The sequence below is a fragment of the Lysinibacillus sp. NPDC097231 genome (assembly GCF_044761885.1).
Taxonomy (GTDB): Bacteria; Bacillota; Bacilli; order Bacillales_A; family Planococcaceae; genus Lysinibacillus.
In genome coordinates this window covers 1-20,370 of the sequence record NZ_JBIWDH010000009.1, presented here as the reverse complement: position 1 = coordinate 20,370, position 20,370 = coordinate 1, and the positions used below count along the sequence as shown (strand labels likewise).

The window sequence follows — 20,370 nt, the reverse complement described above, 5'->3', positions numbered from 1 at the left end:
TTATTTTAACTATAAAACTTAGTATTTAGATAAAATTAGGAGGAGATTTTAATGAGTTTACAAGCACATGGTGGACGATTAGTGCAAGCCTTTAATCCAGCGAAAGATGTAACACATATAAATAAAGCAATAGAACTTGATGCCATTTCACTAAGTGATTTAGAGTTAATTGCTATTGGTGGTTACAGTCCAATTGAAGGTTTTTTAACAAAGGAAGATTATGAATCAGTTGTTGAATATACACGTTTAGCATCAGGGGTAGTGTGGAGTATTCCGATTACATTACCTGTAACAAAGGAAGTAGCTGCAACAGTACAGCCTGGAGATGAGGCCAAGTTAGTATACGATAATACTGTTTATGGTGTTATCGAGGTTGCCAATATTTATGAGCCGAATAAGCAAAAAGAGGCGTTACTAATTTACGGCACAGAGGATTTAGAGCATCCAGGTGTAAAGAAGTTGCATGAACGCCCAAGTATTTATATTGGCGGAAAAATTACATTAATCAAACGTATTGAACAAAAGTTCCCTATGTATTCATTTGATCCTATTGAGACACGTCAGTTATTTGCGGAAAAGGGTTGGAGAACAATTGTCGGTTTCCAAACACGCAACCCAGTGCATCGAGCACATGAATATATTCAAAAGGCTGCACTTGAAACAATAGATGGATTATTTTTAAACCCACTTGTTGGGGAAACAAAATCGGATGATGTTTCAGCCGCAATACGCATGGAGAGCTATGAGGTCCTACTTGATAATTATTATCCTAAAAATCGTGTGCAATTAGGAGTGTTTCCTGCCGCAATGCGTTATGCAGGACCAAAGGAAGCCATTTTCCATGCTCTTGTAAGGAAAAACTATGGTTGTACGCACTTTATCGTTGGACGTGACCATGCAGGTGTTGGTGATTATTATGGCACATATGATGCACAAAAAATCTTTGAACAATTTACAGAAGATGAATTAGGAATTGTCCCACTGAAGTTTGAGCATAGCTTCTATTGCAACAAATGTGAGGGCATGGCAACGACGAAAACTTGCCCACATGATAGCTCAGCACATGTCATTTTATCGGGTACTAAGGTCCGTGAAATGTTGCGTAATGGTGAAGTGCCTCCAAGTACATTTAGTCGTCAAGAAGTAGTTGAGGTACTGATCAAAGGAATGCGTAAGGAGGTTTTAAAATGAGTTCTAATATTGTTTGGCATGAAGCCTCCATTACCAAAGAGGAGAGACATACACAAAACAAACATCAAAGCTTTATTTTATGGTTTACGGGCTTATCAGCTTCAGGAAAATCTTCTGTAGCGAATGCCTTTGCACGTCGCCTCTTTGAACGAGGAAATCAAGCATTTGTCTTAGATGGTGATAATGTTCGTCATGGCTTGAATAAGGATTTAGGATTTGATGAAGCAGGCCGAAAGGAAAATATCCGACGCATTGGAGAAGTTTCCAAGCTTTTTGTTGAAAGTGGGCAAATTGTTTTGACTGCTTTTATCTCACCTTATCGAGAAGATCGTCAAGTCGTTCGTGAGCTAGTAAATGAGGGAGAATTTTTAGAGGTATATGTGAAGTGTTCTGTTGAAATATGTGAAAAACGTGATCCAAAAGGTCTTTATAAAAAAGCACGTAATGCAGAAATTCCTAACTTTACGGGTGTTAGTGCGCCGTATGAAGAACCAGAAAACCCAGAGATTATTTTAGATACGGAAAAGAATTCAATAGAGGAATGTGTTGAACAGTTAACGACCATTTTGGCTTTAAAAGGATACATCTAAGTGAAGGTTTGATAAAAAAATCTGCTCGATAAAATCGAGCAGATTTTTTTTGTTACTTAATAATTATTTAATTCCTTGTTCCTTTTTCATCCTATCAATTTCAGGTCCAAGTTCATCGTGTACAGTACCTTTCCATGGCTTAACACCAGCGATATATGAGGAGCGAGTCATAATATGCCCTCCTACAGGGCCAGTTATAAACAGGAATAATATACCTAGCAAAATGCGGGGATTGAAATGATCTTCAATAAGCCAAAAGTGAAAGAATACGCCAATGAGTATACACATGACACCTAGTGTCGCACTTTTTGAAGCAGCATGAGCGCGTGTGTACAAATCTGGTAAACGGACAAGGCCAATGGCTGTCACAACAATAAATAGCACCCCTATAGAAATGAAAAAGATAACTAAACTATTAGCGAGAATTGTCACGTTTTATGATATCTCCTTTCTCTATGAATTTAGAGAAAGCAACAGTACCGATAAACGATAAAATTGCTAACAATAATATAATCTCAAGGAAGAAGCTTGTTTCAACCAATACTGAAAATAGTCCAATTAGCGAAATTACTGACACACCTAGTGAATCCAGTGCCACAACACGGTCGGAAGCAGAAGGTCCTTTAACCATTCTATAAATAACGGCAACCATTGATAAGCAAATCACTACAATCGTAGTAATAATAAACGTCGTCATGATTTACTCACCTCCAAAATTGCTTTCTCAAATGAATCTCGAATTGCTGCAATCGCTTCATCAACATCACTAATATCGATAGCATGTACATACAAAGTTTTTGCATCATCTGATACATGCACGACTACTGTACCAGGTGTTAAAGTAATTAGACTTGATAATAAGGTAATTTCCCATTCTTGTTTTAAAACAGTAGGATATGCAAAGAAGGCAGGCTGCATATCCAACTTAGGCTTTAAGACTACTCGAAGAACTTGTATATTTGCTAACACTAATTCCTTTAAAAAGAGTAAAGTCAGTTTAATGATTGCCCACACTCGATAGACGTAAAGTCGTGTCATAAAAAATCTACGCATAATAATGAGCAATATTATACCGAGAATGAACCCAACGATAAAGCCTGTTGCAGTGTAATTAGAAGAAAGGAACATCCAAACGAAGGCAAGAACAAAATTTAAGATAATTTGAAATGCCATAGCGCTAATCCTCCTTCAAAACAGCATCTATATAAATAGATGGATCATTTAATAATTTTGCTGCATCGTCCATAAATGGTGTAATCCATTCCGAGCCAACACCATACGCTACGGTAATGAGCACTAATAGAACAGTAGGCACAAATAGCGTTTTATAGACTTTTTTATCAACTGTACCCGTTGTTTCTTTTTCTTCACCCCAGAAGGCATAAAGGAAAATGCGAATAACAGATAATAAAACAAGAAGTGACGAAGCTAAAATAAATATACTGCTCCACATACTACCTGCCTCAAAACCTCCCTGTGCAATCAATAGCTTTCCGACGAAGCCACTAAGAGGAGGGATTCCTGCTAAACCTAATGCGGCAATTAAATAGAACCAACCGAGAGCTGGATATTTCTTCATAAGACCGCCCATTTTACGTAAGTCAGATGTGCCAGTAATGTATATGATCATACCGATCAACATAAATAGCGCTGCTTTAATAAGCATGTCATGAATTAAATAAAACATTGCACCTTTTAGGGCAACCTCATTCATTTGAGATACACCGAATAAAATAACACCTACCGCTATGACAATGTTATAAATAATTATAAGTTTGACATCGTAATAGGCAAGTGCACCAATACAGCCTGCAATAATGGTTGCAATGGCTAATGCCATTAGTAAATCATGAGTATATGATAAATCATGAACAAAGAATAATGTATACGTGCGCGTAATTGCGTATATGCCGACCTTTGTTAGTAGTGCTCCAAATAGCGTTAGCACTGGAATTGGTGCCGCCGCATATGAAGTTGGTAACCAGAAGTATAGCGGGAAAATAGCCGCTTTTAGTCCAAATACCATTAAAAAAAGTACAGCGATAACAGTAACAATACCTGGCTGATTAATGTCAGCAATTTTTACTGCAATATCGGCCATATTTAATGTACCTACTACAGAGTAAAGGAAGGCAACTGTTATAACAAATAATGCAGATGAAATAACATTAATTAAAATATATTTAATGGAACCTTTAAGCTGTCCTTTTTCGCCCCCAAGAACGATGAGCAAATAAGAAGCCATTAACAATACCTCGAAGAATACGAAAAGGTTAAAAATATCGCCTGTCGTAAATGCCCCGTTCACCCCAGTTAAAATAAACATAATACCAGGATAATAGAAGAAGCGTTCGCGTTCCTTTGTGATGGAACCAAAGCCATACCAAACAACAAAGATGGCAATAAGTAGCGTAGTTGTGACAAGTAGTGCGGACACCATATCTGAAACCATCGTAATACCATACGGCACAGGCCAATCCCCGAACGTCAACTTTTGAATACCATCATTTTTAACTTTTATTAGCAGTGAAATGGCTGATATAAGTGCGAGCCCTATACCAAGCAATGCGAATGAACGCTGGTATTTTAAATTTTTTTGCCCAAACATTAAAATCATACCAAAGAAGAAAGGAATGATAATTGGTAGTAGAAGGAAGTTATTCATCCTCATCACTTCCTCTCATTAAACTTATATCATCTGTCTCGAGCTCTTGGTAAGAACGGTAAGCAAGTACAAGGAAAAAAGCGGTTACCCCAAAGCTAATAACAATCGCTGTTAAAATAAGCGCTTGCGGTAATGGGTCTGCAAAAGTTTTTGCCCCTTCCTTTAAAACAGGTGGTGCTTCTCCACCAAGTCCACCCATCGTTAAAATGAGAAGATGAGCCCCATGACTTAAAAGCCCTGTCCCAATAATAATGCGCAATAAGCTTTTGGATAAGATTAAATAAATCGCTGCCATAAACAGAAAGCCGATGACAAACGCCATAATTATTTCCATTATTCATCCTCCCCAATCGTTTGAATAATGGTCATCGTAACGCCGACAACAACCAAATAGACACCGCTATCAAAAAGCATCGCCGTGTGTAATGACTGTTTGCCTAGAAGCGGTAAATCGAAATAATCAAAGAAATGTGTAAAAAATGGCTTGCCAACAAACATTGGGAAAGCGGCTGTTGCAAGGGCTAGTAGTAAGCCAATTGCTGTTAAATACGTATAATTTATTGGTAAAACCTTACGAACCGTATTTAAGTCAAAGGCAAGGACTAAGAGTACGATGGCACTCGATGTTAAAAGTCCACCAACAAAGCCGCCCCCAGGTGTGTAATGACCAGCAAGAAAAATATGAATGGAGAAGAAGAAAATAATGAAGAATACAATTTTTGCTGTAAATTGTATTATCACATCATTTGTTTTCATGAGGTTTCTCCTTTCTGTTCATGCGTAGCTTGATCATAGCTAAAATGGCCATTCCAGCAATACCTAGCACTGTAATTTCAAATAATGTATCAAAGCCACGGTAGTCTACTAAGATAACGTTGACAATGTTTCCACCGCCGGCTTTTGAATAGACTGTTTCCTCATAATATTTCGAAATAGTTGGAATCAATTTTTGTGAATGTGAGGACAGTGCTAAAAGCGTAACCATAACACCGACAGCAATTGAAACAATCGCCCGATTTAATTGGAATCTCATGCGCTCTTCTCGTTTTCCAAGCTTAGGCAAATGGTAAAATGCCAGTAAAAATAGTGCTACAGAAATCGTTTCAATGACAAGCTGTGTTAATGCTAAATCAGGAGCATTAAAAATAACGAAGAATAATGCCACTGTGTAACCTACAGCACCAAGCCCTATAATAGCGGTTAAACGTGACTTTGCCAAAATAGTTATGGCTGTTCCGATGACTAAAACCACTACTAGAATAATTTCATAAGGACGAATAGGTGCAGTGTCTTGGAAGGAAACTGTAATGGCATTCTTCACAAATAAAGAACCTATTACAATCGCCGCAATGCTACTAAACATATATAGCAGGTAGTGACGCATAGAGCCCGTCATATAAAGACGTGATACACGATTTAACCCAACATCGAGTCCAAGCATAATCTTGTCGTATGCATTATTTAATGTTAAAGCTCGTGGGAATTTTTGATAGATGCCCTGCCATTTTGGTAATGCTACAAACAATAGAACCCCAACAATCACTATACCAATTGTCATGAGTAATTCGGGTGTAAGACCACCATGCCAAGCTGCCACATGAATATCGATATCCTTTGGTGAATCATATAAGAATGGTTGAATAGCTTGTACTGCTGGCTTTACAAAAGTATCCCCAACTAGGTTCGGAATAAAGAATATTGTTACGACTAATGCTGCTAAAATCATCGGTGAAATCAGCATGCCAATTGGTGCCTCATGTGGTTTATGAGGTAATTTCTCTGGTGTATATTTACCAGTAAATGTTCTAAAGACAAAATAGAAGCTATAGATAAATGTGAAAATGCTAGCAATCCAAGCAATAATCGGGAAGAGGGCTCCCCATGTATCAAAACCGATAAATTCGAAATTTTGAAGTGCAAGCATTGCAGTTAAGAACATTTCCTTACTTAAGAAGCCATTAAACGGCGGTAGACCAGCCATTGATAAGCTTCCGATTGCCGCGACCGTAAAGCTAATTGGCATAACACTCATTAAACCACCTAGTTTATGAATATCACGTGTACCTGTTTCATGATCGATAATACCTGCAATCATGAATAGGCTACCTTTAAACGTAGCATGGTTAATAAGATGGAAGATCGCCGCAAAAGCAGCAAATTTGATAGTATCTGTTGCTCCAGTGTCATGAAATGCTACAGCACTAGCGCCAAGCAGTGACATAATAAGTCCAAGCTGACTCACTGTAGAAAAGGCAAGTATTCCTTTTAAATCAGTTTGCTTCACTGCGAAGAAGGAGCCCCAGAATAAAGTTAAAATACCTACACCTGTAACAAGCCATACCCAAAGTTCAGAAACAGCAAAAATTGGTGTAAAGCGAGCAACTAAATAAATACCGGCTTTAACCATTGTCGCGGAGTGGAGATATGCACTAACTGGTGTTGGCGCTTCCATTGCATCTGGTAGCCAAATGTAGAATGGGAATTGTGCGGATTTCGTAAATGCTCCTAGAAGTAATAAAACGAGCGACCAAGTGAACAATGGATGTTGCACTAGACTAGGTGCCATTACAATAAGTTCACGGATCGAATACGTTCCCCCCATTATATAAAGAAGGATGAATCCCCCCAACATCATTAAGCCGCCACCAACTGTAATCATCATTGACTTAAGTGCACCAAAGCGAGAGGCATCACGAGTATACCAATAGCCGATCAGTAAAAATGATGAAATAGAAGTTAACTCCCAGAAGAAGTACAAAGTAATTAAATGATCTGACTGTACTACTCCTAGCATAGCGGTCATAAATAATAGTAAGTAAACATAAAAATTATGTAATTTTTCTTTATGTTTGTCTAAGTAAAAAATAGAGTAAAGTACGACCAATGAGCCGATTCCAGTAATTAGTAATGAGAATAGCAAGCTAAGTCCATCTAAATAAGAAACAACGGAAATATCAAGCGATGGAATCCAAGGAAGCTCTGCAAGAAATACTTCACCTTCTGCTACTTTTGCAATATAAGAGGCGTAAATAATTGCGAGTGTAGCAGGTACTGCAAGAACAAACCAACCTGTGTGAATATGTTTAATGCTTTTATATAAAAATGGCACTAAAATTGCAGCTAGCATTGGAATAAAAATATAAAGTACTTGTAACAAAAAAATCCTCCTTTATGCAGGTAAGTATGTTAATTATAACGTACTTTTAGTATGAATGCATACGCATCAATAGGATTTGACTTGCGGTAGTGGAAGAATTTTGGCTATATTATAAATAGGAAGTTATCAATAAAAACAGAGGAAAAAAATTTTTATGAGAAACCCTTATATTTATGGTTATTTACCATTAATTACAATTTTATTGTTTAGTTTAACGTTTGGAATGTATGCTGTAAGTGAATCTTTGCAAGTTTTTCATTCAATTGGTGTTTATTCTGGCATGCGTGAATTTTTATCAGATTTTGAACTACGTGTTTTTTTACTAATCGTCTTTGCTGTGATCTTTTTTATGTTATTTTCGGCATTAAAATTAGTAGGGGAAACTATTCATGAGCTGGGGATGTTATTTTTTTCAAAAGATAACGATGGTACGACAGTAAGCCAAGCAAGATCTGGTTATATCATCTTATTCGTTGGCGCGATCTGTTCTGCCTTTGCTATTCAATTTATTTATGCTTTAATAGGTATTTTTGTCTTAACCGTTTTTATCTATTTTATTTACCTTATCTTTAAAATGAGCCATTTTATGTCGATGGGTGGAACGATTGGTTTACTTGTATTTGAGCTTTTTATGTGGATAATACTATTATCGCTTTTAGTTTATGTCGTTTTAAAATTGTACAATGGTATTTTGGCAAGTTTACCATTTGCTAAGTAGAAGTCTTGTTAATTAGTATTTATCAAAGTACATAGCAACTTTATACAATGAAAGGAGCAGTCCCCGTAGTGATTTACTATGGACTGCTCCTTTTATATTGAAGATTTCATTTATAGTGAATGTATTCAATTAGCTTTATTCTAGTAATATGTTAAATAATCGATGATGAATCTTATAAGCTTCTAATTTCTCCATAGATTGTGGCTTATCGTAGCCAATCCACACTGCTGCTGTATATTCAGCAGTTAAACCAGCTAGCCAATAATCGCGATAGTCATTAGTTGTTCCTGTTTTGGCACCGATATAACTGCTTCTACTATAAACGCCTTGTCCTGTGCCGTTCGCTACAACATCCGCAAGCAATGTACGCATATATTTTACCGTTTTTGGTGACCAGATTTGATCGCGTGCTGTATCCCAACTATAAAGCTCGGTTCCATCGGTTGCCGTCACTTTACGAATGCTATGGGCAAAAACATATGAACCATCTATAAAGCTCGTATAGGCATCTGCTAACTCTAATGCAGTAACACCATATGTTAATCCTCCCAAAGATGCAGCATAATCATGGTCTTTTGCTACAATGGAGCGGAAGTGAAAGCGATCTAAGTAACTAAAGGCTGTATCAATTCCAACAGTGTTAAAGAGACGGAGAGCTGATGTATTGTAGCTATGTCGAAATGCCACTTGAATGGGAACATCACCGTACTTAAAGCCGCCGTAGTTTTTAGGACAAAATGAACCTACACAGTAATTACCACCATTGACTATGGAATCGGGTGTGTGTGCTGTCGTTTCAAAGAACGGAGCATAAACCGCAAGTGGCTTAAAGGCAGAGCCTGGCTGCCGTGTACCTTGAAAGGCACGGTGAAAATCAAATTTTTCATAGTTTTTTCCAGCATAGAGACTAACAATTTCACGTGATGTATTATCTATAACTGCCCCTGCCGCCTGTAACTTGCCTGAACCTAGAATGGCAGTCATGTTTTCCTCATCATGTGCTTGTTTACTTGGATTAAGTGCAGTGTATATCGTAAGTCCATTTTGATATAAAGTATTGATCTGTTTGTCTAGCTGTGCTTTAATATTTTTCTTTTCTTCCTCACTTTGTGCATTGGCAAGACGATCTGCATAGCCTTCTTTTTCCGCAACTAACCATCTAAGCTCTTGTAGGACGTAAGTGCTGTACATAGGATAGTTTTGAACTTTATTCTTAACATTTAACGTAATGACTTCAGCTTTATAGGTAGTTGCATCTTCTGTTGTTATAGCACCACTTGCCGCAAGTGTGTCTAATAACCTCTCCTGCCTCGCTTTCGTTTTGTCAAAATTTTTTAAAGGATTATAAAGTGAGGGGTTGTTTGGGATAGCAGCAATAAATGCAATTTCAGCATTAGATAATTCTTGAATTGGTTTCTGGAAATAATATGTAGCTGCACCACCGATTCCATAAACTTGATTGCTAAAATAGGATTCATTTAGATACATCGTTAATATCGCGTCTTTATCAAATTCTTTCTCAAGCTTATAGGAATAAAAAAGTTCTGTTAATTTTCGCTCATATGTTTTTTCCTCCGATAAATAACGCATACGAACAAGTTGCTGTGTAATAGTGCTACCACCTTGAGAAGCTGAATTTGTGCTTGAGTTAGCAACAACTGCACGGATGATAGCACTGAGGTCAAAGCCAATATGCTCATAAAAATGAGCGTCCTCACTTGCGATAAAAATTTCCTGGGCAATCTGTGGGATTTCTTGTAATGTAAGAGGTTGCCGCCATTCAACATATTCTTCGCTAAATGTTTTGCCGTCTTGATCAATCAGTGTTACTGGAAGCTGTGACTGTACTTCCGGTAAATGAATAGCACTAGCAATTTGCTCCTCATGTGCTTTTGCCGTATTGATTTCTGTCCTAATATTTGTACTAACCAACCAAAGGACAGGTAAGGATAGTAGAATGATAAAAAAACCAAAAGCCTTTTTCATGTGTGCCTCCACTCTATATATGAGTCCATTCAACAGAATAACATAATTTGGATGGTTTCCAAATACTCGTTCAGACCTATTTGCACTTTATCAAAAATCTTGGATAGCAATATTAAGAACTCTTGACACGTTTAAATACTATTATAAATTTTCCATGAAGTTGACTTATCACGAACGGTTGGGAAAATACGGAAATCAATTCCACGCTTTGATTATTAGCCCAAAAATTAAAAGTGCAAAAAATCGTCAATACTTTGGTGAAGAAAACCATTAAGAAGTGTGTTAGACTAAAATGAGGTCAGAAATGATAATCCACTATCATTTTCATTGAAACTGAAATTTTACATTTAAAGGAGAGACTCCAATGTTTCCACAATTAACATCAGAAGTACAAGCAGGCGAAGTACTTGTAGAAATGCAAACTACTTTAGGTGCCATCAAGATTAAGTTATTCCCGGAGCATGCACCAAAAACGGTTGAAAACTTCTTAGGACATGCGAAGTCAGGTTACTATAACGGCATTATTTTCCACCGTGTTATCCAAGACTTTATGATTCAAGGCGGTGACCCAACTGGTACAGGTATGGGTGGCGAATCTATTTGGGGTAATTCTTTTGAAGATGAATTCTCAGATAAAGTATTTAATCTTCGCGGTGCTCTTTCAATGGCAAACGCAGGTCCGAACACGAATGGTTCACAATTCTTTATCGTTCAAATGAAACACCTTCCTAGCGATATGCTTCGCCAATTACAAGGTGCTGGCTTCCCGGAAGAAATTATTGAAGCATATGCTCAAAATGGTGGTACACCTTGGTTAGATCATAAACATACAGTTTTCGGTCATGTTGTTGAAGGAATGGACGTTATAGACAAAATTGCAGATGTAGAGAAAGATTTCCGTGATAAACCGTTAGAAGATGTGAAAATTGAGTCAATTACAGTATTTGAATAATCATTGTAAGGACGTGTAAATATGAAACATTTAATGTATCAGTTTTTATATTTCCCAGAAGATAAATCAGGCTATGTTCCTGCGGCATTTGAATTTTTATTTGTACTTATTTTATGTATTGCTGTATTTATCATTTTCCGTAAAATTTCTAAAAAACAAGAAATGAAATCAAAGGAAATAGAAGCGCGTATTTTAGCCGAGAAACAAAATACAAACAATCAGCAAAATCTTTAGTGTACTAGATGCCCTGCAGTCATTAACGGCTGCAGGGCATCATACTTTCACATGAACCACATGCTTGTAGCTTTGTAGTAAAATTTGATTAAATTAACGATATTAACCATGATTTAAGAACAAAACTAAAGAGCAAGTTTTGAAAAAAGGTCAAAACTTGCTCTTATTGAATATGGTAGATTAAGTTTAATTATTTTTGAAACCCTTGTTGCACTAAAGTCCTCCGTTAGCCATTCATATAGCGCAAAAATGAGCACTTCACCACAGAAAATGAAAGGTTATTACATTCTTTCATGGGAGTTTAAGTGTATTTATTCACATATTGTATTTTACTCAATCGGAACATAAATATCTGTCTTGCTCTTAGCTTTGAAGTTTTTGGGTGGTTCAGTAACGTATAATTCAAATGGGAATGAATCTCTCATTGTATATTCGCCATTATTCAGTAACAAATCAGAATAAGCATATTTCCAAGCTTCTTCATACTCACCCAGCGTTAAATCATAATGTAATACTGCGTATTTTCCACCAAAAGTCATCGTACCGATTTGTCCTTCTTCTTCAATTGCAGTATCTGATGAAACCGTCATTGCTACGCTAGTTCGTAAATTTTCTGAATCAGTTACGAAAGGATTGTCATGGTATATAGTCATTACCTTTGTGACATTATCTTTGATAAGTTCATATTTTTTTGCGAATTTGAATAGTTCATTGAACATCTTACGACTATTTTTTCTATACTCGACATAATTTCCTTTGAAGCGTACATAGATTACTTTCATTTCAATACTTTCTACAGTGATCGTTGGTTTTTCCATTAATATCATCTCCCTTAACTTAAGTTATAGAGGAGACTATCTGCTATTTCTTGTCGTTTCTTGCTTTCCTGTATTCTAAGGGGGACATTCCCATATACTTCTTAAAAGCTTTGTTGAAGGTGCTCGCATCATTGTAGCCATATTGGAGAGCAATATCTGTGATGCTCAAATCATCGCGGACTGCGAGAAATACCCCTGATCGCTCCACTTTTATTCTAGTAATAAACTGTTTCACCATCTCGTCATTGCATTTGCTAAATATACGATGGAAATGATATTTAGATATATTTACATTATTTGCTAAATCATCTAGTGAGATTTTTTCGCTCAGATGGCTTTCAATATAATCTTCGGATTTGTTCATCAATCGAATGTATTCATCCATGTCTTCACGCCAATCAAGTTTTATTCATTATAACAAACACTTAGTCTCCATTTGAGATATATTTTTTAAACAAAAAAGGATATCTCAGAAAAACATAAGATATCCTTAACAGATTACTACTATTGTTGAAGTGCTTGCTTAAAGCGTTGAACACCGTCTTTCACTGTATCAAATGAACAAGCAACGTTCATACGCAGGAAACCGCGACCCTCTTCGCCATATTTTGTCCCAGGCTCTAATGCAAGCTTACCATTTTCTAGTAGGCGTTTCATGATTTCTTCTTCATTAAGCCCTGATTCTCGATAATCAATCCAAAGCAAATAAGTACCCTGAGGTTTTGTAACTTGAATGCCTGGAAGTTGTTCTAATTCGGTAATCACATAGTCCATATTGTTTGAAATGTAAGTAAGTAACTCATCTAACCAAGGAGTACACTCTGTATAAGCTGCTTGAAGTGCAACAGAAGCAAAGGTATTTAGTGAACCTTGCCCACTTGCCATATTTATTGCTTCTAACTGCAAACGCTTTTTCTTATCTGTGACAATCATATAGGCAGCCTGAATACCAGCTAGGTTAAATGTTTTGGTCGGTGCCATGCATGTAATAATACGATCGATTTCATCACCTGCAATTTTTGCAAGTGGTGTATGCTTTGCCCCGTCTAACATCAAATCAGAATGAATTTCATCGGAAATAATAAGGACATCATATTTTGCACAAATGCGTACGATTTCCTTTAAAGTCACTTCATCCCATACATAGCCCCCTGGATTATGCGGGTTACACAATATGTAAGCTTTCACATTTTGAGCAAGTGCCTGTTCAAAGGCTTCAAAGTCATAGACAAAAGCTCCGTCTTTTTCTACTAAAGGACAGCTAACAATCTCTCGAGCATTACTTTTAGGTATATTATAGAATGGCGGATAAACAGGTGAGGAAATCAGTACTTTATCACCTGGATTTGTCAATGCTGTAATACTATTAGCCAAAGCAGCGACAACGCCGTTGCAGAATAGAATAGATTCTTTTTCAATATGCCAACCATGGCGAGTATTCTGCCAGGCAACTATCGATTGTATAGCTTCCTCACTTACAAAACTATAGCCGAAAACAGTCTTTTCAGCATGTTCTTGTAGTGCCTTAGATACAGCTGCAGGTGCAACGAAGTCCATATCTGCTACCCACATTGGGAGTATGTCAGAAGCATCTTTTAGTCCATATACTGTTTCCATTGCGTCCCATTTTACAGAGTTTGTATAACGACGTTTATTCATTTGATCGAAAATTGACAAGCAAATCACTCTTTTCTTTTTTATTTACTATGGTATCATACGAGTATGATAAAAGGATAATAGGTGAGTATTTTGGAAAATATAAAAATGAATCAAGCAGCTGTACATCTGCTAGAGGAGTGGGATCCATTCCACTTAGGTCCAAACCATTATGATACGGAAACAGCAGATGTTGTAGCAGCATTGCAAGGTATTGATGATCCATCTGTGCTTGCAAAGGTTATTCAAGAAACATATGAGCATTCGTTTGAAGAATGGATTCCATTTGAAGATTGTGTAGCCATTTCATATAAACTAATTGCGATTAAATTTGAAGCAAAATGTATTATTTAACGATGCTTTTGCTTTTTATAGAAAAACGAGGTTGTCATTAAATTGATGAGACAACCTCGTTTTTAATTTGGTTTTAACGCTCTTATTTAAATAAAATCCCCTGAATGAAAATAGTTAATATGGCTATAGGAGAAACATAACGAATTAATATATACCAAGCATTGAACATCAGACTAGATGATGCAAGCTCATTACGTGAAATGTCCTTTGTATAATAATAGCCTGCAAAGATGGAGATCAGTAAGGCTCCGATTGGCATGCCGATATTATTGGTAATAAAGTCAACAAAGTCAAAGATAGAGCGGTCTAAAATCTTTACGTCAGAAAGGATGCCAAAAGATAGGGCACTTGGAATACCAACGATAAAAATAATGATTCCACCAATCCAAGCAACCTTTTTACGTTTTTCTGGTTTGTCTCCGATAGCAATGGCCACGACAATTTCTAACATTGAAATCGAAGAAGTTACTGTGGCAAATAATAACAGGATAAAGAAGATTGTTAAGAATAAACCACCTAGAGGTAACTGCTCAAAAACTGCCGGCAAAATAATGAATACAAGGCCAGGTCCTTGATCAGGCGTATAACCAAGCGCAAATACTGCCGGGAAAATAACAAGACCTGCAAGTAAAGAAATGATAATATTCATAGATGCTACATTAATAGCTGAGTTACCAATCTTCTCCGTTTTAGACAGATAGGAAGCATAGGTAATCATGACAGCAATACCTACACTTAACGAGAAGAATGCTTGTCCCAATGCCATTAAAAAAGTTTTAGCGTTAAGGTAAGACCAATCAGGTACAAACATAAATTTAACGCCTTCCATTGCCCCGTCTAAAGTTAAAGAGCGTATTACTAACACAATGAAGAAAATGAAGAGAAGAGGCATCATCCAAGTACTAGCTTTTTCAATACCACCCTTGATACCTGCTGAGACGATGACTACTGTCAATAGCATAAATAGCCCTTGTACAAGAACTGCTTCAAATGGGCTCGAAATAATACTTCCAAATAAATCTGCATAGTTTATATCCGAACCAGCGTTTGTTAGCTTAAACGTAATAGCGCGACCCAAGTAACTTAAAATCCAGCCACCAACAACACTATAGAATGACAGGATAAGACCTGCAATGACCATACCGCCCCAGCCTATCATATACCACGGTTTTCCTGGTGCTTGTTCTTTAAATGATGTCACTGCATCCTTTTGTCCTCGGCGACCAATCATAAACTCAGCAATGAGCACTGGTAAGCCGATAAAGAATGTACATAAGATGAATAATAAAATAAAGACACTACCGCCATTTGTACCTGCCATGTATGGGAACTTCCATATAGCACCTAATCCTATAGCACTTCCGGCGGCAGCTAAAATAAATCCAATTTTAGTTGTAAATTGATCTCTCGACGACACGAAATAAATCCTCCTTATACTAAAGTTTTATTTTACCGCAATATTTTCATAACACAAGCAAATATCAGAAAATTGCTGATAGATATTTGTTCATTAGGGACTGTAGGGTTATAGAATGATGACATATCAGTAAGGTGTTTCCTTTTTGGGTAAATGGCATCTAAACTGTGTAACAATTGGCGAGGTTTAAGCGTTCCATAAACAAAAGGAGGGGATAGTTTTGGCAGAGGCCGAATTAATAGCAAGGGCACAGCGAGGAGACAAAGATGCCTATATCGAACTTATTCGAATTCATCAACGAACAGTTGAAAAGTTTGCCTTTCAATGTGGCGTACATAGCAATGATTTAGCAGATGTTTCACAGGAGGTATTCGTGAAGCTATATCGTTTTTTACATCAGTTTAAGCATGATCGTTTTACGACCTGGCTCTATAAAATCACGCTGAATGCTACACGTGATTATTATCGCAAAGAACAACGAGAGCAGGCAAAGGAGGAAAAGCTTAATGCACAACCGCAAATGTCATCTTCCTCCGCAGAAGATGACGTCCTTTTATTTGAAGAGGATAAGCTTTTACACAATGCCATTCAAGCACTTGATGAAAAATACCGTTATCCTCTCGTATTATTTTACTTTCACGAATTGAAGTATGAAGAAATAGCAGAGGTACTAAATATCTCGTTATCGACGGTTAAAGTTCGTATATTGCGAGCAAAAGAAAAACTCAAAGCGGTGTTAATGCAAGAAGGGAGTGTGGAAAATGGATGATAAACAGTTTGAAAAACGCATGGAGCTTCTAAAAAAATCCTATGATCGCATGGAACTACAACTAGATCCAGACGCCGTTTTCGCACAAATTGAGGCGGAGAACGCGACTCAGCAAGCACAGGAACCACTGACTGTTCAAAAATCTCCTTCAAAATGGCAAAAATCAGCTGTTTGGATTGCAAGCATTGCGAGTGTTCTCTTAGTGGGAGTATTAGTTTCTTCCTATGTGATTAAACCATCAACAGTTGTTCAAACGGAAGAACACGAACAAAGAATCGAGTATGATGAATGGCTATCAAATTTGAAGGAGAAATATCAAGAAAAGCTTGAACAAATGCAACAAGAACTCAATATACCAGAACAAATGTTTGAGAAATTTACATCAGTACAACTTGTAGAGAGTGAACTTAATAATTTATCAAAAAGAAAAGAAATGTATATAGAGATTTCGAATAATGATTATTTAAAAAAGCTAGAAAATAATATACTAGAAGATCTACAAACGCCACGTGAGCAAATAGAGCTTATTGATACTTACGTAGATCCTATGTCATTTGAAGAATCTTATTATTTTTTTAGTAGATATTCCAACTTAACTGAAGACATTATGCAATATTATAATAATCAGCTTGCTCCATATGACAAGATTTTATCTCAAAAACCAAAAAATTTACCGGCAGACCTAACGACATTAATTGCTGCAGCGGAAAAACAATATTTTGAATTGCAAAATGATGGATATCGTTTTAGTTTTCGACCTAATCCCGTATTCGGAGCAGAAGCACCAGATTATATAGATCGCCTTCATCCAGATGTATTAGGGTATTTTAAATATTTGGCTACAGGCTCGTTACTTGTTGCTGGAGATTTACGTTATCCTGTAGAGGATTCGGCAAATATTTTACGCCAATACGAACAAACCCTTTTAACTGACGATAGTACAGAGAGTGATAATTATAACGTTTTAAAGGGAGAATTTGAAAATACGTGGCTTGCTATTTTAAAAGGCACAGATGCGAATCCTATTCAATCAAAGAATGGACAATTAAAATCCGATTATCTGGAACTATTAACAACAATTGCGAAAGGCAAATATGGTGAGGCATTACGAGAAACCGCGCATGCAATACTAAATGAAGTCGAACTAACGGGACAATCTAAAACGCTAGAACAATTAACAACGTACGATATATGGATGGGCATTTTACGTTTAAGAGCAGACACATTTATGCAGACAGAAGATGGTTCAACAAGTTTGGCGATTGATGATAATTGGATTGAGCAAACTAAAACACTTTACAATGAGTATGCTAAAACCAAGGATGATACAATTATCGACACATTAAATCCAATTAACATCGTTAGTTTATTTTTATACGCTCACGGGATTCATGATCGAGAAACAGCACAAAGGCTATTGTCTGATGATGTGGATATCGATACGGTTGTTCAATTTGATGGTATGGATAATTTTATGGCCCTTTATGAAACAGGTAAGTCGCCAATTATTATGAGAGTGAGTGTTAAAAAAGAAGCATATAGTGTCATAGGTCGGCAGATGTCTTTCCAGTTAAGCACGGTAGTAACAGGAAAAGGAGAGCAACGTTGCCTTATTACCGCTATTAACGAATAATGAGATTTTTTGCTCCGCTTTTGCGCGTATGTTATAATTTAATGTGATATATACGTAGCAAACAAAAAGAAAGTGGGCAAAAGGTTATGGTAAAAAAATATGAATTAGGGGACGTGTTGACTGGAAAAGTTACAGGTATACAGCCGTATGGTGCATTTGTTGCGCTTGATGAAGATACACAAGGCCTTGTGCATATTTCCGAAATTACGTACGGCTTTGTAAAGGACGTTAGTGAATTTTTAACGGTTGGGCAAGAGGTAGAAGTAAAGATACTTGAAATCGATGAAGAGGCCGAAAAAATTAGTTTATCGATTCGAGCTTTGCAAGAGCGCCCAGCAACATTGCGTAAAAAAGATATACCACCACGTAAATCATTGCAGGATCGAGTAGATGAATCGGATGCAAATGGTTTTAATTCCCTAAAAGATAAATTACAGGACTGGATTGAACAGTCAGGGCAATAAAGTGAAACTTCAATCAGTGAGGATTTTTCATCCTCACTGATTGTTTTTAGTCTTTATGGTCAGTTCTCCCACCGAATGTTGAGTTGGGAGTCTTGAACAGGATGCTTCGCTTTACGGCCCGGTAATAAAAACGAGGATGCTTTCATGCGAAGGCATCCTCGTTTTTCATTTAAGTATAATTATTGATTTTTTATTTTTCGAATTCGATATTGTAGATTTTGACGACTCATACCAAGTGCACTTGCAGCCTTTGTAATATTGCCTTCATATAAATTTAAGACATTTTGCACATAATATGATTCGGCTTCACGTAAATAAGCATCGAGTGGCATGACATCATTTTGTTGGTGGAACATAAAGAATTCTGGCTCACGATTGGATGCATCTTGCTGCTGTACCTTGAAACGAAAATGCAGAGGGAGCAAATCTGAAGTAACTGTTGATTCAGTCGTCATAAACGACACAATTTCATCTAGTAGTAACTCGAGCTCCTTTAAATTACCTGGCCAATCATATTGCAAGAATAAATCCTGTACATCAGGTGCCAGTTCCGCTACATTTGACGCAAATCGTTCGCGATGACGGTTAAAGTAATCATCCACGAATGGAAGAATATCTTCTTTTCGATCGGTTAAATTTGGAATGGTAATAGCCATTGTTGCAAAGAAATAATATAGAGATTTGGAAAGTTTCTTTTCCGCAATCAATGTAATGGGATCACTTCCTACGCTCCCAATCAGCATGTATTTAGACTGAGGAAGAGCTTGAAGTAACTCTAATAGTTGCTCTTGGATGTCGAGGCTTAAAAAATCAATCCGTTCAAAGAAAAAAGTATATTCCTTATCATCCTGTAAAAGCTCCTGTAATTTATCTAAAACAGATTGAGCAGAACGACGACTTACTAGAGTAACAAAGGCTTCGGGATCAGTCGAAGCTGCATGATGCATCCCTTCTGCAACTAAATCTTTTCCTGTACCAGATTCACCAATTAGTAAAACAGGTAATTTTACAGCTGCTGCTTTTTTGGCATTTACGATCACCTGTTGCATTGATTCGGAATCGGATGTAATCATGTCGAATGTTAAAGGTTCACCATATCGACGAAGGGGCTGATAAACAAGCTTTTCGAGTGACGTAATATCACGAGCAAATTCTATTGCGCCAATTAGTTTATTTTGGACATAAAGTGGAAAAGTATCATTAATCGTTGTAATTTCATGTCCATTTTTATTCCAATAGGTTTGTTTTACATTAATTTCTTTTTTACCTGTTTGTAAAACACGCATTAATGTACTTTCATGCTGACGAAAGGAAAACATTTCAATAATTGAACGGTCAGCTAATTCATCAAAATGAAATCCTTCAATTTCTTTCATCTTTGTATTATAGATAATTGTTTTGCCAGAGAGGTCTACAGCGTGAATACCAACAGATACATTTGTTGCAATAAAATCATAAAAAGGTAGTAAGGGTTCAGAATTTTTCATAAAATGCGCACCTCAAATATTTTTTACTTGAAATATGCAACTAAATTTTGCATTATTATAAGTGTAAGAATATTCTATACGCAAAAATATTTTGCGTCAACAATTTTTGTACACTTAAATACATTTCACAAGGGAGGATTAAAGAATGATTTCATACAAACACGAACCATTCACAGATTTTTCACAAGAGGCTAACTACAACGCATATGTAGAAGCTTTAAATAAAGTTGAGAGTTATTTAGGTCAAGATTACCCACTGATTATCGGTGGTGAGCGCAT

At 36.7% G+C, this 20,370-nt stretch carries 22 protein-coding genes; 9 read left to right on the top strand and 13 right to left on the bottom strand.

The window, feature by feature from the left end:
* The first annotated feature begins 51 nt into the window (after positions 1 to 51).
* Positions 52 to 1,191, top strand: a complete 1,140-nt coding sequence (gene sat / locus ACIQXF_RS07790) for a sulfate adenylyltransferase (RefSeq protein ID WP_402781036.1) — start codon at positions 52 to 54, stop codon at positions 1,189 to 1,191.
* Entirely contained in the window at positions 1,188 to 1,781 is a 594-nt protein-coding gene (cysC, locus tag ACIQXF_RS07785; RefSeq protein WP_402781033.1) for an adenylyl-sulfate kinase, read from the top strand. Before sat ends, cysC begins: the two co-directional genes overlap by 4 nt.
* Before the next feature lie 63 nt (positions 1,782 to 1,844).
* Here cysC and mnhG read toward each other — a convergent pair whose 3' ends face one another.
* From mnhG to ACIQXF_RS07750, 7 genes are read right to left on the bottom strand one after another with little or no spacing between them, the layout of a single operon-like run.
* Positions 1,845 to 2,213, bottom strand: a complete 369-nt coding sequence (mnhG, locus tag ACIQXF_RS07780; protein ID WP_402781030.1) for a monovalent cation/H(+) antiporter subunit G — start codon at positions 2,211 to 2,213, stop codon at positions 1,845 to 1,847.
* Positions 2,197 to 2,478 carry a Na(+)/H(+) antiporter subunit F1 gene (locus ACIQXF_RS07775; protein WP_402781027.1) on the bottom strand — a complete coding sequence of 94 codons (282 nt, stop codon included), beginning with the start codon at positions 2,476 to 2,478 and terminating at the stop codon, positions 2,197 to 2,199. The genes mnhG and ACIQXF_RS07775 overlap by 17 nt, the downstream gene beginning before the upstream one ends.
* Positions 2,475 to 2,954, bottom strand: a complete 480-nt coding sequence (locus ACIQXF_RS07770; RefSeq protein ID WP_402781024.1) for a Na+/H+ antiporter subunit E — start codon at positions 2,952 to 2,954, stop codon at positions 2,475 to 2,477. Before ACIQXF_RS07770 ends, ACIQXF_RS07775 begins: the two co-directional genes overlap by 4 nt.
* Before the next feature lie 4 nt (positions 2,955 to 2,958).
* On the bottom strand, positions 2,959 to 4,446 hold the full coding sequence (locus tag ACIQXF_RS07765; protein WP_402781021.1) for a Na+/H+ antiporter subunit D: 1,488 nt from the start codon (positions 4,444 to 4,446) through the stop codon (positions 2,959 to 2,961).
* Positions 4,439 to 4,780 carry a Na(+)/H(+) antiporter subunit C gene (locus tag ACIQXF_RS07760; RefSeq protein WP_402781018.1) on the bottom strand — a complete coding sequence of 114 codons (342 nt, stop codon included), beginning with the start codon at positions 4,778 to 4,780 and terminating at the stop codon, positions 4,439 to 4,441. The genes ACIQXF_RS07765 and ACIQXF_RS07760 overlap by 8 nt, the downstream gene beginning before the upstream one ends.
* Positions 4,780 to 5,202: a Na(+)/H(+) antiporter subunit B gene (locus tag ACIQXF_RS07755; RefSeq protein ID WP_249075124.1), complete on the bottom strand. Its 423-nt coding sequence runs from the start codon at positions 5,200 to 5,202 to the stop codon at positions 4,780 to 4,782. The genes ACIQXF_RS07760 and ACIQXF_RS07755 overlap by 1 nt, the downstream gene beginning before the upstream one ends.
* Entirely contained in the window at positions 5,189 to 7,603 is a 2,415-nt protein-coding gene (locus ACIQXF_RS07750; RefSeq protein ID WP_402781013.1) for a Na+/H+ antiporter subunit A, read from the bottom strand. Before ACIQXF_RS07750 ends, ACIQXF_RS07755 begins: the two co-directional genes overlap by 14 nt.
* Before the next feature lie 154 nt (positions 7,604 to 7,757).
* On the opposite strand from ACIQXF_RS07750, the gene ACIQXF_RS07745 reads away from it, so the two are divergent.
* Entirely contained in the window at positions 7,758 to 8,321 is a 564-nt protein-coding gene (locus tag ACIQXF_RS07745) for a DUF5366 family protein (RefSeq protein WP_402781010.1), read from the top strand.
* A 135-nt stretch (positions 8,322 to 8,456) separates the two neighbouring features.
* Here the strand turns inward: ACIQXF_RS07745 and ACIQXF_RS07740 are convergent, their stop codons facing one another.
* The gene (locus ACIQXF_RS07740; RefSeq protein WP_402781007.1) at positions 8,457 to 10,307 is read right to left on the bottom strand and encodes a transglycosylase domain-containing protein; all 1,851 of its coding nucleotides are present in this window, start codon (positions 10,305 to 10,307) and stop codon (positions 8,457 to 8,459) included.
* Positions 10,308 to 10,671: 364 nt separating this feature from the next.
* Here ACIQXF_RS07740 and ACIQXF_RS07735 point away from each other — a divergent pair, with 364 nt between their 5' ends.
* Both ACIQXF_RS07735 and ACIQXF_RS07730 read left to right on the top strand, forming a co-directional pair.
* Positions 10,672 to 11,259 (top strand): peptidylprolyl isomerase, encoded by a 588-nt coding sequence (locus tag ACIQXF_RS07735; protein ID WP_402781004.1) that lies wholly within the window; start codon positions 10,672 to 10,674, stop codon positions 11,257 to 11,259.
* A gap of 21 nt (positions 11,260 to 11,280) precedes the next feature.
* Complete coding sequence (locus ACIQXF_RS07730) at positions 11,281 to 11,493, top strand: hypothetical protein (RefSeq protein WP_402781001.1); 213 nt, start codon at positions 11,281 to 11,283, stop codon at positions 11,491 to 11,493.
* A 329-nt stretch (positions 11,494 to 11,822) separates the two neighbouring features.
* Here ACIQXF_RS07730 and ACIQXF_RS07725 read toward each other — a convergent pair whose 3' ends face one another.
* From ACIQXF_RS07725 to ACIQXF_RS07715, 3 genes are all read right to left on the bottom strand, one after another.
* Positions 11,823 to 12,311, bottom strand: a complete 489-nt coding sequence (locus ACIQXF_RS07725) for an AraC family transcriptional regulator (RefSeq protein WP_402780998.1) — start codon at positions 12,309 to 12,311, stop codon at positions 11,823 to 11,825.
* Positions 12,312 to 12,354: 43 nt separating this feature from the next.
* A complete protein-coding gene (locus tag ACIQXF_RS07720; protein ID WP_402780995.1) occupies positions 12,355 to 12,696 on the bottom strand; it encodes a helix-turn-helix domain-containing protein in 342 nt (113 codons plus the stop codon).
* 119 nt (positions 12,697 to 12,815) lie between these two features.
* On the bottom strand, positions 12,816 to 13,988 hold the full coding sequence (locus ACIQXF_RS07715) for a MalY/PatB family protein (protein ID WP_402780992.1): 1,173 nt from the start codon (positions 13,986 to 13,988) through the stop codon (positions 12,816 to 12,818).
* Positions 13,989 to 14,060: 72 nt separating this feature from the next.
* Between ACIQXF_RS07715 and ACIQXF_RS07710 the strand changes: the two genes are divergently transcribed.
* On the top strand, positions 14,061 to 14,321 hold the full coding sequence (locus ACIQXF_RS07710; RefSeq protein ID WP_402780989.1) for a DUF1871 family protein: 261 nt from the start codon (positions 14,061 to 14,063) through the stop codon (positions 14,319 to 14,321).
* Between the two features lie 82 nt (positions 14,322 to 14,403).
* Here ACIQXF_RS07710 and ACIQXF_RS07705 read toward each other — a convergent pair whose 3' ends face one another.
* Positions 14,404 to 15,738, bottom strand: coding sequence for a sodium-dependent transporter (locus ACIQXF_RS07705; RefSeq protein ID WP_402780986.1), 1,335 nt, complete (start codon positions 15,736 to 15,738; stop codon positions 14,404 to 14,406).
* A 220-nt stretch (positions 15,739 to 15,958) separates the two neighbouring features.
* Here ACIQXF_RS07705 and ACIQXF_RS07700 point away from each other — a divergent pair, with 220 nt between their 5' ends.
* The 3 genes from ACIQXF_RS07700 to yugI all read left to right on the top strand — a co-directional run bounded on the left by ACIQXF_RS07700 (position 15,959) and on the right by yugI (position 18,604).
* Positions 15,959 to 16,507 carry an RNA polymerase sigma factor gene (locus ACIQXF_RS07700; protein ID WP_402780983.1) on the top strand — a complete coding sequence of 183 codons (549 nt, stop codon included), beginning with the start codon at positions 15,959 to 15,961 and terminating at the stop codon, positions 16,505 to 16,507.
* On the top strand, positions 16,500 to 18,140 hold the full coding sequence (locus ACIQXF_RS07695) for a hypothetical protein (protein ID WP_402780980.1): 1,641 nt from the start codon (positions 16,500 to 16,502) through the stop codon (positions 18,138 to 18,140). Before ACIQXF_RS07700 ends, ACIQXF_RS07695 begins: the two co-directional genes overlap by 8 nt.
* Before the next feature lie 86 nt (positions 18,141 to 18,226).
* The gene (yugI, locus tag ACIQXF_RS07690) at positions 18,227 to 18,604 is read left to right on the top strand and encodes a S1 domain-containing post-transcriptional regulator GSP13 (protein WP_402780977.1); all 378 of its coding nucleotides are present in this window, start codon (positions 18,227 to 18,229) and stop codon (positions 18,602 to 18,604) included.
* 179 nt (positions 18,605 to 18,783) lie between these two features.
* Here the strand turns inward: yugI and ACIQXF_RS07685 are convergent, their stop codons facing one another.
* Positions 18,784 to 20,091 (bottom strand): AAA-type ATPase lid domain-containing protein, encoded by a 1,308-nt coding sequence (locus ACIQXF_RS07685; protein WP_402780974.1) that lies wholly within the window; start codon positions 20,089 to 20,091, stop codon positions 18,784 to 18,786.
* Positions 20,092 to 20,370 lie beyond the last annotated feature (279 nt).

Excerpts from the sequence above, each read along its gene's own strand:
- sat (WP_402781036.1), top strand. The coding sequence starts at position 52 with ATGAGTTTACAAGCACATGGTGGACGATTAGTGCAAGCCTTTAATCCA.
- cysC (WP_402781033.1), top strand. The coding sequence starts at position 1,188 with ATGAGTTCTAATATTGTTTGGCATGAAGCCTCCATTACCAAAGAGGAG.
- ACIQXF_RS07775 (WP_402781027.1), bottom strand. The coding sequence starts at position 2,478 with ATGACGACGTTTATTATTACTACGATTGTAGTGATTTGCTTATCAATG.
- ACIQXF_RS07770 (WP_402781024.1), bottom strand. The coding sequence starts at position 2,954 with ATGGCATTTCAAATTATCTTAAATTTTGTTCTTGCCTTCGTTTGGATG.
- ACIQXF_RS07765 (WP_402781021.1), bottom strand. The coding sequence starts at position 4,446 with ATGAATAACTTCCTTCTACTACCAATTATCATTCCTTTCTTCTTTGGT.
- ACIQXF_RS07760 (WP_402781018.1), bottom strand. The coding sequence starts at position 4,780 with ATGGAAATAATTATGGCGTTTGTCATCGGCTTTCTGTTTATGGCAGCG.
- ACIQXF_RS07755 (WP_249075124.1), bottom strand. The coding sequence starts at position 5,202 with ATGAAAACAAATGATGTGATAATACAATTTACAGCAAAAATTGTATTC.
- ACIQXF_RS07745 (WP_402781010.1), top strand. The coding sequence starts at position 7,758 with ATGAGAAACCCTTATATTTATGGTTATTTACCATTAATTACAATTTTA.
- ACIQXF_RS07740 (WP_402781007.1), bottom strand. The coding sequence starts at position 10,307 with ATGAAAAAGGCTTTTGGTTTTTTTATCATTCTACTATCCTTACCTGTC.
- ACIQXF_RS07735 (WP_402781004.1), top strand. The coding sequence starts at position 10,672 with ATGTTTCCACAATTAACATCAGAAGTACAAGCAGGCGAAGTACTTGTA.
- ACIQXF_RS07730 (WP_402781001.1), top strand. The coding sequence starts at position 11,281 with ATGAAACATTTAATGTATCAGTTTTTATATTTCCCAGAAGATAAATCA.
- ACIQXF_RS07725 (WP_402780998.1), bottom strand. The coding sequence starts at position 12,311 with ATGGAAAAACCAACGATCACTGTAGAAAGTATTGAAATGAAAGTAATC.
- ACIQXF_RS07720 (WP_402780995.1), bottom strand. The coding sequence starts at position 12,696 with ATGGATGAATACATTCGATTGATGAACAAATCCGAAGATTATATTGAA.
- ACIQXF_RS07695 (WP_402780980.1), top strand. The coding sequence starts at position 16,500 with ATGGATGATAAACAGTTTGAAAAACGCATGGAGCTTCTAAAAAAATCC.
- yugI (WP_402780977.1), top strand. The coding sequence starts at position 18,227 with ATGGTAAAAAAATATGAATTAGGGGACGTGTTGACTGGAAAAGTTACA.
- ACIQXF_RS07685 (WP_402780974.1), bottom strand. The coding sequence starts at position 20,091 with ATGAAAAATTCTGAACCCTTACTACCTTTTTATGATTTTATTGCAACA.